We start from the raw sequence: 13,431 nt of genomic DNA, 5'->3' as shown, positions 1-13,431 counted from the left end.
GCAACTGTTATTTAAAATTATAACTTGTCACAATTGGTTTACGACCTGTTTTTACGTCTGTGAAATATTCGTATAAGCAAATGCCAAGGAATGAACCAGACACATTCCACACATTGTCATACCCATTGTTTTCTAGTGCCATGACAGCATTATAGCTACGTTGTGCAGAACGACAATGTACATAAACCGGTACGTCACGCGGAATTTCATTCATACGCTCACGCAGTTGGCTTAATGGAATGTTTTTTGCCCCGTCAATATGACCGTTCGCAAATTCATTTTCTTCACGTACATCGATCATCATGGCGTCTGCTTCAACAAGTGCGCGTACTTCTGATACATGAACTTGTTTGAAACGGCCATATAGTACATTGAGTGCCACAAGTGCGGCTAAGTTCACCACGTCTTTTGCCGTACTAAACATCGGTGAATACGAAAGTTCAAGCTCTTTTAAATCCTCTAACGTACCATTCATCGAAATAAGTGTCGCGATGACATCAATACGTTTATCTGCATTGCCCTTCCCAATCGCTTGCGCCCCAACAATACGCCCTGTTGGCACTTCAAATACTAATTTAAAATGAAGCGGATTACTTGATGGCATTAATCCTACTTTATCCAGTGCAATAACGTACACCGAATCCACTGCCATGCCGATTTGTTTGGCTGTACGTTCATTTAAGCCCGTTGATGCTGCTGCATAATCAAACACCTGAATACTTGAAGAACCAATAACCCCTTTATTTTGATGTGGGATGCCGTAAATATGGTCCGCCACTGCGCGTGCTTGACGTTGTGCTGGGCCAGCAAGTGCTAGACGTGTCGGTTTATGCATAAGACGGTGATACACTTCGATTGCATCACCAACCGCATAGATATGACGGTCATTTGTTTGGTAATGCTGATTTACTTTAATGCCACCAAGCTCACCAATTTCAAGACCAACCTCGCGCGCTAAGCTCGTTTCTGGGCGCACACCAATCGCAAGAACGACAATATCCGCCGCTACTGTTGTACCTGAGTTTAACGTAATTTGCGTGTCCTCCACTTTCGCTAAGCCGTCTCCAACAATGAGGTTTACTTCGTGATCCAGCATTTCCTTGTGTAAAATTTGTACCATGTCTTCATCAAAAGGTGTTAATACTTGCGGCGCAAATTCTACAAGAGAAACGTTGCGCCCTGCTAAACGTAGGTTTTCGGCAACTTCTACCCCGATAAAGCCACCGCCGATAACAGCAATGTTTTGCGCATCCTTCGTCGTAATCGCCGCTTGTAGTTTTTCAATATCAACTACATTACGCACAGTAAAGACATGTGGTAAGTTGACCCCTTCAATATTCGGGACAATCGGACTTGCACCTGGAGATAAAATTAATTCATCATAGTGTTCATTGTATTGTTCGTTTGTTAAATGATTAAGAACGGTTACCGTTTTTTCTTGACGGTTAATACATACAACTTCGGCATTCGTTCGAGCATCTATATTGTATTTCGTTTTAAACGCGACGGGATCCATTAACACTAAGCGGCTACTATTTTCCACGATACTACTTAAATGATACGGGAGTGAACAATTTGAAAACGACACATGTGGCCCTTTTTCAAACATAATTATTTCTGCTTGTTCATCAATACGACGAATACGCGCTGCTGCAGATGCTCCACCTGCTACGCCACCTACTACTAGAATTTTCTTCACTCAAGACACCCCTTCGTTTATAGTAAAATATCTACCCAAATTTTTACAGCCGTTATACCGATTAGAACAGCTAAAATTATTTGTAAAACTTTTGTATTCATCACTTTTGCTGCTTTTGCCCCAAGTGGCGCTGCGATTACACTAGCAACGATTAATACTAGTACGGGTCCCCATTCTACTTGACCCGTTGCAATTTTCCCAATTGAACCGCCAATGGATGAAATAAACGTAATCGCTAAACTCGAAGCAATTGTCATGCGCGTTGGAATACGTAAAATGACGAGCATAATGGGTACTAAAATAAAGCCACCGCCTGCTCCTACAATGCCAGAGCCGATTCCGACGATAAATGCTAAGCTAACCGCTAGTAGTTTATTGAAGTGAACTTGCTCTGCTGGGACATCTTCAAGTTGTTTACGCGGGATAAACATCATAATGGCTGCCAGTAATGCAAAGACGCCGTACACAATATTAATACTTTCTGCTGACAAATCATTTGAACCAAGACTACCAAGTAAGCTCCCTGCTAACACCGAAAGCCCCATCGTTAAAATGAGCGACTTATTTAAATAACCACCTTTGCGATATGCCCATACACCGGCAATCGACGTCACCATAATTTCAACCGCACTAATGCCTGCTACCTGATGAGAAGTAAATGTTGTGAGGCCAAGTAAAGCCGGAATATATAACAGCATCGGGAACTTAATAATCGCCCCACCAATGCCGAGCATGCCAGAAATAAACGAGCCAACAAAGCCAATTAGTAGTAAGACAATGATGAATGATAAACTCATTTTTTTTCCTTCTTTCTAGTTAAGAAAAGCACATTCGCGCCTGTTTGTATGCGACAAGCGCTGGAGCCTCCTGAGAAGTGTGCTTGCACACGTAGGTAGGCGTAGAAGCGACCTCGAGCATGCGGCGCAAATGCCTAGACATCTTAAAAAGTAATACTTTCCTATCTTAAAAAACGAGCATCGATTGCTCGAGTACCCGTTTTTTACGTGTTACGCTTTTTCGATAAAGAAGCTAAGTACACCTGCATCTTCTTTTTGTTCTACAATTTCGTGACCGCCAGCCTTTGCCCAAGCTTTAAAGTCATTTAAAGCACCTTTATCAGTTACTAAAACTTCCAGTATTTCACCTGAGTTAATTGTATCGATTGCTTTTTTTGTTTTCACGATTGGCATTGGGCAAGCTAAGCCTTTTGCATCTAACGTTTTTGTAATGTTCATTTGATTGTTCTCCTTTTGATGTTTGTTTTTTGTGTCTGGGTCTAGGGTCGGGATATCCGCTAGATTTTGTAATATATCCGCGCGTTTTAGGAATATATCCGCCAGATTGATTGAGTTATCCGCCAAACTTAGGAATTTATCCGCCAATTAATTAACTAGCGTACTGCACAGCGGTTCGGCCCAATCTCCATCTCCGTCTGCTCATCATTATCTGGAGAAATTTTCCCCATGTTTACTTGACGGATTTCTTGGTATGCATTTGGCTGTGGCGGTAAGTTTTCTGTTACAAGTGAACGGAATTCTTCTTCGTCTTCGATATTTAGACCGTGGTTTTCTTTTAACAGATCACCTAAACGTTTTGCCACTGTACCATCTTCGTTTAATTCTTCGATGATCATGAAGTGTGCAGGAAGAACGATTAAATCTTCTGCAAGCTCGCGGTAACGGCTATAAAGTGTTTCACGTAAATCCCCAACCCAGTCACTTGCAAGACCAGCTAAGTCCGGACGTCCAATGGAATCGATGAAAAGAATATCCCCTGTTAATAAATACTTGCCGTCAATAACAAAGGATGTTGAACCAATTGTGTGACCTGGTGAATAAAGAGCACCGACATCGATTTTAGAAGCGCCTAGTTGAACGGTTAAACCGTCTGCAAGTTCTGTGTAGTCAAATACAACCTCTTCTGCATCTTCTTTTGGTAAGTAATACGTTGCCCCAGTTGCTGCTGCAATGTGACGACCACCTGAAATATGATCTGCGTGTAAATGTGTATCAAATACATGCTTAATTTCCACGCCTTTTTCTTTCGCAAAGTTTGTGAATACTTCTGTGAAACGAACCGCATCAATGAGTGCTGCCTCACCTTCTGAAATCGCCATGTACGAAAGACAACCTTTACCTAAACGTACGAATTGGTATAATTCTCCCCCACCTGGTAAGTTCCCTACTTTAATTGGCTCCAAGTACATGCTCCAAGATTTCATCCCACCAGCAAGGTACCCAACTTCACGACCCTCGTCTGAAAGCATTTCTGCGACCATAATTGATGAGCCTTCTTTAGCACAGACCACTAATATGTCTTTATCTGTAGGGATTTTTGGTAGAATTTCTTCTACGCCATCAAGTAATTCAAAGTACGGAATGTTTAAGTACTGGAATTGATGTCCTTCAATTTTCCAATCTTCAAATGCATCTGCATTACGTACGTCTAAAATGAATAATTCTTTATTGTCGATTACTTTACGAGCAACGTCTGCTGCTGTCCATTTGCTAATTGCCATACAAAATTACCCCCATAGGTATTATTTTTTTGATTTTTTATGCAGTAGGAAATTCTCCTACTGCATTTACTTACATTTTGAAAAAAAATTAGAATGTTAATGTTGGCGCTGCATCTTTTGCAAACTCCAAGAATGTGACAGCGCCACCTACTTCAATACCATCTACAAAATCCTCTGTAGTTAGGCCCATTACGTCCATTGTCATTTGACAACCGATGAATTTCACACCTAATTCTTGTGCCATTTCCACTAATTGAGGAATTGCAGGTACGTTTGCTTTCGCGAAACCTTCAGCCATGAATTCTTTTCCTTCAGGCATTGGTAATGCTTGCATTGCTTGTTTGTGAATTAAGTTTAAGCCTTCAAATGTGAAGAAGATTGCTACTTCCTTTTCTGAAGCGGCTGCGGCCGTTGCGATATTGAATACTTTATAAGCGTCAAATACCCCACCGTTACTTGCGATAATTGCTACTTTATTAGACATACTTGTTGCCTCCGATTGTTTTAAATTATACGTGTTTAGTTAATTCGCCAGACCATGCAGTCATGCCGGGTAGGACGTTATATATGTTTGTAAATCCAGCATTTGCTAGCTTTTGTGCTGCTAAATCACTACGATTACCTGTGCGGCAAACCACATAGATTTCTTGTTCTTTATTCAGTTCTGCTAGCCGTGCATCTAAATCACCCATCGGAATCGATTTTGCACCTTCAATATGACCAAAAGCGAATTCTGCTGCTTCACGAACGTCTAAAAGTAAACCACCTTTCGCTAAGCGTTCAGCAATTTCTTCATTAGCAATCGTTTGTTCAAACACTTTTTCCGCATGTGTATCATTCGCGCATTTACGAATGTAGTGATATAGAACATTCCCATCTTCTGTTGTGCCAATATATTGATGACCCACTGTACTTGCCCATGCAGCTAAATCTGCTTTTGAACCTTTATCCGTTGCTTGCACTTCAAGAATTTGACCATCTGCTAAGTCATTCATTGCTTTTTTTGTTTTCACGATTGGCATCGGGCAAGCTAACCCCTTTGCATCCAGTTGAACATCTGATTGTAACATGTATTTACCTCCATACCGTATAGGGTATTATTTTATTCAAAAAAATATAGACTTACTGTACGTCGCCTTCCCAAGCAAGCATACCGCCAACCATATTTGTTGCGTCGAAGCCTTGGCTTTGTAGAAATGCTGTTGCTTGACCGCTACGACCGCCTGAGCGACAAACCATAGTATATGGTTTGTTTTTATCTAATTCGTGCAGTCGGAACTCGATTAAGCCTAGTGGAATATTCGTGATACCTGGAATATGACCCGCTTGCACTTCAGCCACTTCACGTACATCAATTAAATTTAATTGTTCGCCGTTTTCAAGACGTTGTTGTACTTCAGTTGTTGAAACTTCCTTCATGATGTTCTCTCCTTTTAATACGCGCTCATGCCGCCACGGACATTTGTCACTTTTTCATAACCCAATTTTTTTAATTGTTTACACGCTTGACTTGATCGCATACCACTTTGGCAAATAACAACAATTTCTTTATCCTTTGGTAGCTTTGAAAAATCTGAGCCAAGGGGGATGTTTTTAAACTGCTTAATATTGCGCCCTTTGAATTCGCCTGGCGTTCGAACATCTACAAATACTTTATCTTTATCATTTAAAACGTTTTTTAGTTGTGCAGTCGAAATAGGATTTACTCCTTTTGATGGCTTCATGCGCCAAATGATGAATGCTGCGACTAGCGCAATTACGATTGCTGTTTCCATAGTGTCCTCCTTATATGAATAAGTTAACGTTACCATTTTCCGCATCTGCTAAGTAAGCAGCTACGCCAGCGTATTCAACTCCGTCTAGTAACTCTTCTTGTTGAAGGCCAAGTAAATCCATTGTCATCGTACATGAAACGAGTTTAATTTCTTGTTCCTGCGCCATTTCAATAAGCTGTGTTAAAGTTAATGCATTATGCTTGTTCATGACATGCTTAATCATTTTCGGACCCATGCCCATCATTTGCATTTTTGATAGGCCAAGCTGTTCTGCACCGCGAGGCATCATTTTACCGAACATTTTTTCTAGGAAGCCTTTTTTCACTTGTACTTGCTCTTGTTTACGTAATGCGTTGATTCCCCAAAACGTATGAAAAATGGTTACCTCATGATCATATGCCGCTGCACCATTTGCGATAATGTAAGCTGCCATCGCCTTATCATAATCACCACTAAATAATACAATCGTTGTTCTTTTCTTTTCCATTTCAAACTCCTTTATACCTGCATGGGTATTATTTTAATTAAAAATAAATAGTCGCAAGCCTTATCGACTTTTCACGACTAAATTAATTGCTTCTTGAACCACTTGATTCATCTTCTGGTCGTCCCCATCTGCTTCTTTAATACATTCGAGCAAATTGTCTGTTACAATTACACCAATTGTGCGATCGACACCTGAACGTATTGCGCTTAACTGGGTGATAACCTCTTTACAATCCTTATCTTCTTCCATCATGCGAAGGACTGCACGTAGTTGACCCTCAATACGTTTTAAGCGATTCGTCACTTTTGCATCATAGTTCATATTCTTTTACTCCTTTATTCACAAGTCATTGACAACTTGCTTACACTCATCATATTATACCCCCATGGGTAAAACGTCAACATAAAAATCTCGAAAGGAAGTGTTTTTTTGAAAAACCTAATTATCGCTTTATCACTACTCCTATTTTTAACGGGCTGCGCTCAATCGGAAGAAGCCTTTCAAACGATTTCTCTTAGTGAAATCGAAAACTACGTAGAGCAAGGATATATTGTGTTAGATGTGCGAGAGCCAAGTGAATTTGACGCAGGTCATATTCCAAACGCACAAAACAAACCGTTATCCTCCTTAACGACTACTGATTTTACCGAGCTCGATCAGGAACAACCTTATCTCGTCATTTGCCAAAGCGGTAATCGCTCCCAACAAGCAAGCGCGCTCCTTTTCTCCAATGACTACAAAGTTGTGAATGTTTCAGAAGGTATGTCAACCTGGACTGGTGAGCTGTCTTTTAACTAGGCTTTACTTAGTTAATCGGAAATAAAAATAGGCTTGGCTCTACAATAAGTAGAATCAAGCCTAGTAATTTAGGGATATTTTGAGAGAATGATGTTAAATGAATTCGCCCAAACGCTTAAGCTTCACCAGTCCGAAATGCATCACATCAATTTAATCTACTAGTCTTATGCATGCCGTCTCCTTGAAGAATACGACAAATAAAGGTATTTCTTTATCTGAAGGGAAGTACATACCAACTAGTTTCTCTCCTTCGACTGATTGTACATTGTGTGGGAAACTGATATTTGTAACTAACGATGCTTGTTCTTTTAATGTGATCGCTACAACAAATTGAATACTCGTTACAACTAATTAGGTAACTACACTACCTAGCCATAATTTTATCTCTTTCAACCAATTCGCGTTATGCCTCGCTCTTTTCTAATAAAAACGTGATGGCAATGAATAACACAAAGCTCACCAGTAACACAGTGCCTCCGACAATGAACGTAATAAGTGTTATTACTTCACTAAAGTTAAATGGATTGATATTGTAAAAAAGCATCCCCACTGTTAGACCAATAGAGCCGATTACAACAGTCCATCCATGGAAGGATACAAGCTTTTTCATCTTTACTTTATATACTTTATAAAATAGTCCCCAAGCAAATACCGATAGCCAACCAACTACTAACATATGCGCGTGAATTGCTTTAAATTGATAATTTCCTGAACCCGACATATCAGAACCTAATACTGCCCCTAACAAACCAAAGATAGCCGCCAAACGAATAAGGCGAATACTCCAAATTTTCTCCATAAAAAATACCTCCATACTTTTGTATAAAGGCAGTATATGAAACAAATCTAAACTCAATCTAAACTACGGGAGGCGAATTTGGTAACATCACCATTACTTTTGTTCCCTGACCAAGTCTACTTGTTATTTGTACGTCTCCATGATGAAGCGTAACAATTTCTTTTACAATGGATAAACCTAACCCTGTACCTTTTGTCGCACGCGATGCATCTACTCGATAAAATCGCTCAAATACATGTAATAAATCTTCTTCAGCAATCCCAATTCCAGTATCCTCAAATACTATTTCAACATAATCTTGTTTCGTTTTAATGGATAATCGAATTTCGCCACCAGTTTTATTATATTTAACGGCATTCGTCAATAGGTTTTCCCATACATTCTCTAATAACGTCTCATCTCCCATAACCGATATGTCATCTAAATCAAGCCATATCGAAATCTCCTCTTTTTCAAGAAGCCACTGGTATTTCATGACAGCGTTTTCTATTTGCTCATTTAGTACGACAGGTTGCTTTTTGACATGCGTAGCCGACTGATCGAGCGAAGTTAATAATAATAGTTGCTTTGTTAAACTAGATAAACGTAATGTTTCAATTTCAATGATCGAAGCATAGTGCTCACGACTGGCTATATCTAGCTTTTCATTTTTTAATAAAGATGCATATCCGCTAATATTTTGTAAAGGAGATTGGAAATCATGTGACACATTTCGAATAAAGGTTTTACGTATCTCTTCATTCACCTGAAGTTGCTTCGCCATCTTATTAAAGCTATGCGCCAGTGCACCCAGCTCATCTGAACGATTAACTTGAATACTTATATCATAGTCTTCAGCAGCAATACGAGTAGTCCCCACTATTAATGCCTTAATCGGACGAACTAAATACCATGCAGATACTAAAATTGCAAGCAGACTAATAATCGCCACTAATACCGTAACCCCTCCAAGGAGGATGTGCGCTTCACTAAACAAGAAACTAATATTCGGTCGAATAAACATCGCATATTGAACACCTTTAAATGAAAAAGAAACTCCTGCTGTGTTTTGCAAATCATTCGCAAAAAAACCTGTAATAAAGAGCTGCCTTGGATAATCCCTCATACCATGAAAAATCTCGCCAGCTAGTACACCTTCAATTATTTGGTTATCTAACTCTTTTAAACGAAAATCGCCACCATAAAAACTGGAATCCCCATTTTCACTCACTATATAGATCTGATACCCCATATCCCCCAGCATTGTTAGATGCTCCTGCAAATTGAGCTCCGAATGATTTGTAATATAATCTGCCATTTCACTTACAATAGAGACATTTTTTAAATCATTTTGCTCTTTCACAATACGATGGTAATACATATTCGTTGCTAAAAATCCAATAATCGAGCTGATTAACATGATAAACAATGCAACAACAATATATTTTATATATAAAGAGGATTTTATTTTCATACTTTAACCTCTAATCGATATCCTACCCCGCGTACTGTTTGAATTTGAACAGATGACTGTAAAGCAGAGAGACGCTCTCGAACACGCTTAATATGTGTATTAAGTGTCTCATCCCTTTCATATTCAAACCCCCATACTTGTTCCATTAAATAACCTCGTTCGAAAACCTGTCCTGGTCTTGACCCTAATATCGCGAGTAACTCAAACTCCTTTAATGGTAGAAGTAATTTCATCTGACCTTTAACAATTTGCATCGTTTTCCGATCAATCTTTAAATCTCCCACCTCAATCTTCAGCTCTGTTGGTTTATCATACCGTCTCAAAATCGCCTGTACACGAAATAACAGCTCCTCAGGTTCAAACGGCTTTACAACGTAATCATCAACACCTACCATAAACCCTTCTCGCTTATCATCTAATTCCCCTTTAGCCGTCAGCATTAATACCGGTAAATCCCACTCTGATTTTAATTCCGTTGTTAATTGCAAGCCATCTAATTCCGGCATCATCATATCCACGATTGCTAAATCAATCGACTCATCCATTAATGCTAAGGCCACTTTACCAGAATTTGCGGTCAACACCTTATAACTCCAAGAAACTAAATGTAAGCGTACTAACTCCAAAATATGAAGATCATCATCGACAACTAAAATCGTTCGCATAAAAATCACCTACTCCCTAAATATCTATTCATAAGCCTATACCAACAGAAAGGAAAAAGAAAAGTAAACATAACTAGAGCTTCATTAAGGTAGAGAGAAATTGATTTCCAACGTTATTTGCAATAAGAATGAATATTTATTCCACAACATATATACTTGGTGGCGGTTGGGTGAAATTAAGATCCGCTTCGTAATCTTGTTGCCACGAATTTTCATCAAAACCTGGTAAAGTCAACAAAACGGAATACCGTGTGGCGTGATTCGTGGATACAGTCGTTTTGATGTAGTTGTTGCCATTATCCGCAGTAAGGCCCTGCGCTAAAAAGTATTGACCGTCGATAATTTCAACTATCCAAAGCATTATTTCACCATTCATTTCCACCGCATAAGCAATAAAATCATCCTGTTCATAAGAGGCGATTCGTTTATATTCAGGTACGTTTAAAAGATAATCAAACGGTTCACTCGCTGCATGCATTTGGATAAGGGTGTCTAATTCATCATAGCCAGCATAACTTTCCGTCGTGTAAGAGTTTTGATGGATTATTCCGTCGCTATCAACCCGAAATATTTCTCCACGATAACGATAATCGTTTGCGTAAACGAAATATTCGTATGGGTACATTCCTTCTTCTAATGTTTTAGACTGGATTTCAAACTCCAATGTGGGGTATGTTTTTTGCAAATAACTCGTTAAGGTGTCATAGCGATTTGCATGTTCATGCCGTTCAACAATCGGCTGTAACGCAAAGAAAAGTATGTAGGTAGTACCTAGAAAAGCTGCACTACTGAATGCGATTCTTTTATTCTTTCGAAATATATACGATACAATCGCAAGGATAATAAGTAATAAAATCCCCAAGAAAAACATTGTAATTAGTGTTGATGGATCCATTTTGAGTATCCCCAATCTCTATACTTTTAATTAATTGTGCAGGAATTAGTAAACTATATCAACACAACAAAAAAAGCTACTGAAAATATTATTCAGCAGCTTTCCTCATTATAAGTGTATATACCTCGAAACCATCATCGTTAAAAACGCGTATGTTACGGCTTTTACGGTCGTCTGCGCCTGAGTATCTCGGTGTGGGTCGATGCACACAAAGTCCACCGCGCGCACAAAGTCGTACTTGCCGACCTCAAATAAAAGATCAAATAATTCATCGGTGCGCATACCGCCTGGAGTGGATGCCGGAACGCCCGGTGCATATGCGATGTCGAGCACATCCATATCCACTGTGACATAAACAAAATCTACTTTTTCACCTAGCGCTGCCATTACATCGGCAATTTGCCGCGTTGCACCATTGCGGCGACATTCTTTCAATGAAATCATATTCACTCCATAATGACGCGCTGCCTCAATGAGGGTTGGTGCGTTATAAAAACCATGAAGTCCAATGTTGTACACGTCCTCACCGCGCACAATGCCCCCATCCAGAAGCTGACGAATCGGCGTGCCGTTTGACGGGCCATGCTCCTGGACGTCTCGTAAATCTAAATGGGTATCAAATTGCAAAATTCCGATACGCTTACCCGTTTCCATAGCTAACGCGCGAATAACCGGCGCTGTAATCGAATGATCGCCGCCAATACTGACATAACAGCTATCGGGATGCGCCTTTAGCACGTCCACCATGGCGGCTTCAATATTGGCATGGCATCGAACAATATCGGTACCGTGCATTTTCACATCACCTAAATCGGCTACACGAAGTGAGCGGAAATCCACATGTTCATCAAAATAATAAGTTGAAAACAGCGACCAACTACGTCTAAATGCTTCCGGGAATTCCGAAGCGGCCGATGCACTAATCGATGAACGAGAAAGTGGGACGCCGGTAATGACCACGTCCCATGTTGCCGCAGACACTTCCCAGCTTGGCACAATCCAGTCCTTCACTTTTAGATCTTGCCCTTCCACGCGGTTCCAGGTTGTAGCAGGCTTTACGAGAAAATCACTCATAGTAATATGCCACCTCTCACGACAACTTTGCCTGCTTTAATGACGGTGTCTGTATGATTCATGCCGTAAAAATATTGCAGTTGCTTATAGTTCGGTACATTTAATAGAAGAATATCTGCTTTTTTCCCTACCTCAAGCGAACCAATTTCGTCGCCGCGGTTAATTGCGTAAGCGGCATTAATTGTTGTGGCACATAGTACTTCTTCCATTGTCATGCCCATATTCATGCACGCTAAATTTTGTATGAACGGTACGCTAATTGTCGGCGAAGATCCTGGGTTAAAGTCCGTTGAAACGGCAACAGGCACGCCTGAATCGACCATTAAACGGCCTCTTGCAAACGGTGCGCGTAAAAAGAAAGCGGTTCCTGGTAGTAACACAGCAATTGTTCCAGCTTTCGCCATTGCTTTAATGCCCTTATCAGATGCCACAAGTAAATGCTCTGCAGAAATAGCACCCACTTCTACAGCTAACTCTGCCCCTTCATACGGCTCAATTTCATCTGCATGAATTTTGGGTGTTAAACCAAGTCTTTTGCCTGCAACTAAAATGCGGCGCGACTGTTCCGGTGTAAAAACGCCGTGCTCACAAAATACATCATTAAATTCAGCAAGACCTAGCTCCGCCACTTTAGGCAACATTTCCTCCACAACTAAATCCACGAATGCATCTTCATTGTCTTTGTATTCTTTCGGAACGGCATGAGCGCCCATAAACGTAGAAACAATATCAACGTGATGATTTTTATGCAAAGTTTTGGCCACCTCTAGCTGCTTGCGCTCTGTTTGCCAATCTAGGCCGTAGCCGGATTTTGCTTCGACTGTTGTCACACCGTAGCGCAGAAAATCGTTCAAATGCGCATATGTTTTCTCGTACAGCTTTTCATAGCTCGCCTCGCGGGTTTTCGTTGTGGTGTAGTGAATGCCGCCACCCGCGTTCATAATTTCCATATACGTTAAACCAGATAAGCGCATGTTCAACTCATGCTCCCGCGTCCCGCCGTGCACTAAATGCGTATGACAATCAACAAGCCCTGGCATCACAATTTTACCCGTCGCATCAATGACCTGTGCCTGTTCAACTAACTCTGGGCATTCCGCTTCAATGTCTGCAAGTGGAGCTATCCTGGCAATGCGGTCACCTTCTAAAAGAACGCTCACACCCTTCAGAATGGCTAGCTCACTCATCGCTTCTTTTATACGCGGACCTTTCACTTCACTTTTAAGCGTAATGATTTCATTTGCGTTAATAATTAAAATTGTCATCGC

Annotated in this window: 17 protein-coding genes; 1 reads left to right on the top strand and 16 read right to left on the bottom strand. The window is 40.4% G+C overall.

The window, feature by feature from the left end; translation table 11 throughout:
• Positions 1-7 precede the first annotated feature (7 nt).
• From MHH87_RS01130 to MHH87_RS01085, 10 genes are all read right to left on the bottom strand, one after another.
• A complete protein-coding gene (locus MHH87_RS01130; protein WP_340747514.1) occupies positions 8-1,699 on the bottom strand; it encodes an FAD-dependent oxidoreductase in 1,692 nt (563 codons plus the stop codon).
• 17 nt (positions 1,700-1,716) lie between these two features.
• On the bottom strand, positions 1,717-2,496 hold the full coding sequence (locus MHH87_RS01125) for a sulfite exporter TauE/SafE family protein (protein ID WP_340747513.1): 780 nt from the start codon (positions 2,494-2,496) through the stop codon (positions 1,717-1,719).
• A gap of 210 nt (positions 2,497-2,706) precedes the next feature.
• On the bottom strand, positions 2,707-2,934 hold the full coding sequence (locus tag MHH87_RS01120; RefSeq protein WP_340747512.1) for a sulfurtransferase TusA family protein: 228 nt from the start codon (positions 2,932-2,934) through the stop codon (positions 2,707-2,709).
• A gap of 155 nt (positions 2,935-3,089) precedes the next feature.
• The gene (locus tag MHH87_RS01115; protein ID WP_340747511.1) at positions 3,090-4,217 is read right to left on the bottom strand and encodes an MBL fold metallo-hydrolase; all 1,128 of its coding nucleotides are present in this window, start codon (positions 4,215-4,217) and stop codon (positions 3,090-3,092) included.
• Between the two features lie 88 nt (positions 4,218-4,305).
• Complete coding sequence (locus tag MHH87_RS01110; RefSeq protein WP_340747510.1) at positions 4,306-4,701, bottom strand: DsrE/DsrF/DrsH-like family protein; 396 nt, start codon at positions 4,699-4,701, stop codon at positions 4,306-4,308.
• A 25-nt stretch (positions 4,702-4,726) separates the two neighbouring features.
• On the bottom strand, positions 4,727-5,287 hold the full coding sequence (locus MHH87_RS01105) for a sulfurtransferase TusA family protein (RefSeq protein WP_340747509.1): 561 nt from the start codon (positions 5,285-5,287) through the stop codon (positions 4,727-4,729).
• A 52-nt stretch (positions 5,288-5,339) separates the two neighbouring features.
• Positions 5,340-5,636 carry a rhodanese-like domain-containing protein gene (locus MHH87_RS01100; RefSeq protein WP_340747508.1) on the bottom strand — a complete coding sequence of 99 codons (297 nt, stop codon included), beginning with the start codon at positions 5,634-5,636 and terminating at the stop codon, positions 5,340-5,342.
• A gap of 14 nt (positions 5,637-5,650) precedes the next feature.
• A complete protein-coding gene (locus MHH87_RS01095) occupies positions 5,651-5,992 on the bottom strand; it encodes a rhodanese-like domain-containing protein (protein WP_340747507.1) in 342 nt (113 codons plus the stop codon).
• A gap of 10 nt (positions 5,993-6,002) precedes the next feature.
• Positions 6,003-6,479 (bottom strand): DsrE/DsrF/DrsH-like family protein, encoded by a 477-nt coding sequence (locus MHH87_RS01090; protein WP_340747506.1) that lies wholly within the window; start codon positions 6,477-6,479, stop codon positions 6,003-6,005.
• Between the two features lie 60 nt (positions 6,480-6,539).
• Positions 6,540-6,800 carry a metal-sensitive transcriptional regulator gene (locus MHH87_RS01085; RefSeq protein ID WP_340747505.1) on the bottom strand — a complete coding sequence of 87 codons (261 nt, stop codon included), beginning with the start codon at positions 6,798-6,800 and terminating at the stop codon, positions 6,540-6,542.
• A 108-nt stretch (positions 6,801-6,908) separates the two neighbouring features.
• Here MHH87_RS01085 and MHH87_RS01080 point away from each other — a divergent pair, with 108 nt between their 5' ends.
• The gene (locus tag MHH87_RS01080) at positions 6,909-7,277 is read left to right on the top strand and encodes a rhodanese-like domain-containing protein (protein WP_340747504.1); all 369 of its coding nucleotides are present in this window, start codon (positions 6,909-6,911) and stop codon (positions 7,275-7,277) included.
• A 403-nt stretch (positions 7,278-7,680) separates the two neighbouring features.
• Here MHH87_RS01080 and MHH87_RS01075 read toward each other — a convergent pair whose 3' ends face one another.
• From MHH87_RS01075 to hutI, 6 genes are all read right to left on the bottom strand, one after another.
• On the bottom strand, positions 7,681-8,076 hold the full coding sequence (locus tag MHH87_RS01075; protein ID WP_340747503.1) for a hypothetical protein: 396 nt from the start codon (positions 8,074-8,076) through the stop codon (positions 7,681-7,683).
• A 58-nt stretch (positions 8,077-8,134) separates the two neighbouring features.
• Positions 8,135-9,529 (bottom strand): sensor histidine kinase, encoded by a 1,395-nt coding sequence (locus MHH87_RS01070; protein ID WP_340747502.1) that lies wholly within the window; start codon positions 9,527-9,529, stop codon positions 8,135-8,137.
• Positions 9,526-10,194: a response regulator transcription factor gene (locus MHH87_RS01065; RefSeq protein ID WP_340747501.1), complete on the bottom strand. Its 669-nt coding sequence runs from the start codon at positions 10,192-10,194 to the stop codon at positions 9,526-9,528. The genes MHH87_RS01070 and MHH87_RS01065 overlap by 4 nt, the downstream gene beginning before the upstream one ends.
• Positions 10,195-10,330: 136 nt before the next feature.
• Positions 10,331-11,089, bottom strand: a complete 759-nt coding sequence (locus tag MHH87_RS01060; RefSeq protein ID WP_340747500.1) for a hypothetical protein — start codon at positions 11,087-11,089, stop codon at positions 10,331-10,333.
• A gap of 108 nt (positions 11,090-11,197) precedes the next feature.
• Entirely contained in the window at positions 11,198-12,163 is a 966-nt protein-coding gene (locus MHH87_RS01055) for an agmatinase family protein (RefSeq protein WP_340747499.1), read from the bottom strand.
• A complete protein-coding gene (hutI, locus tag MHH87_RS01050; protein WP_340747498.1) occupies positions 12,160-13,428 on the bottom strand; it encodes an imidazolonepropionase in 1,269 nt (422 codons plus the stop codon). The genes MHH87_RS01055 and hutI overlap by 4 nt, the downstream gene beginning before the upstream one ends.
• Positions 13,429-13,431 lie beyond the last annotated feature (3 nt).

The organism is Solibacillus sp. FSL H8-0538 (assembly GCF_038003525.1).
Lineage (GTDB): Bacteria > Bacillota > Bacilli > Bacillales_A > Planococcaceae > JBBOPI01.
This window is presented reverse-complemented; position numbering and strand designations above follow the sequence as displayed.

Bases quoted from the DNA above. Each gene is read 5' to 3' on its own strand.
- MHH87_RS01125 (WP_340747513.1), bottom strand. From the start codon at position 2,496: ATGAGTTTATCATTCATCATTGTCTTACTACTAATTGGCTTTGTTGGC.
- MHH87_RS01120 (WP_340747512.1), bottom strand. From the start codon at position 2,934: ATGAACATTACAAAAACGTTAGATGCAAAAGGCTTAGCTTGCCCAATG.
- MHH87_RS01115 (WP_340747511.1), bottom strand. From the start codon at position 4,217: ATGGCAATTAGCAAATGGACAGCAGCAGACGTTGCTCGTAAAGTAATC.
- MHH87_RS01110 (WP_340747510.1), bottom strand. From the start codon at position 4,701: ATGTCTAATAAAGTAGCAATTATCGCAAGTAACGGTGGGGTATTTGAC.
- MHH87_RS01105 (WP_340747509.1), bottom strand. From the start codon at position 5,287: ATGTTACAATCAGATGTTCAACTGGATGCAAAGGGGTTAGCTTGCCCG.
- MHH87_RS01100 (WP_340747508.1), bottom strand. From the start codon at position 5,636: ATGAAGGAAGTTTCAACAACTGAAGTACAACAACGTCTTGAAAACGGC.
- MHH87_RS01095 (WP_340747507.1), bottom strand. From the start codon at position 5,992: ATGGAAACAGCAATCGTAATTGCGCTAGTCGCAGCATTCATCATTTGG.
- MHH87_RS01090 (WP_340747506.1), bottom strand. From the start codon at position 6,479: ATGGAAAAGAAAAGAACAACGATTGTATTATTTAGTGGTGATTATGAT.
- MHH87_RS01085 (WP_340747505.1), bottom strand. From the start codon at position 6,800: ATGAACTATGATGCAAAAGTGACGAATCGCTTAAAACGTATTGAGGGT.
- MHH87_RS01075 (WP_340747503.1), bottom strand. From the start codon at position 8,076: ATGGAGAAAATTTGGAGTATTCGCCTTATTCGTTTGGCGGCTATCTTT.
- MHH87_RS01070 (WP_340747502.1), bottom strand. From the start codon at position 9,529: ATGAAAATAAAATCCTCTTTATATATAAAATATATTGTTGTTGCATTG.
- MHH87_RS01065 (WP_340747501.1), bottom strand. From the start codon at position 10,194: ATGCGAACGATTTTAGTTGTCGATGATGATCTTCATATTTTGGAGTTA.
- MHH87_RS01060 (WP_340747500.1), bottom strand. From the start codon at position 11,089: ATGGATCCATCAACACTAATTACAATGTTTTTCTTGGGGATTTTATTA.
- MHH87_RS01055 (WP_340747499.1), bottom strand. From the start codon at position 12,163: ATGAGTGATTTTCTCGTAAAGCCTGCTACAACCTGGAACCGCGTGGAA.
- hutI (WP_340747498.1), bottom strand. From the start codon at position 13,428: ATGACAATTTTAATTATTAACGCAAATGAAATCATTACGCTTAAAAGT.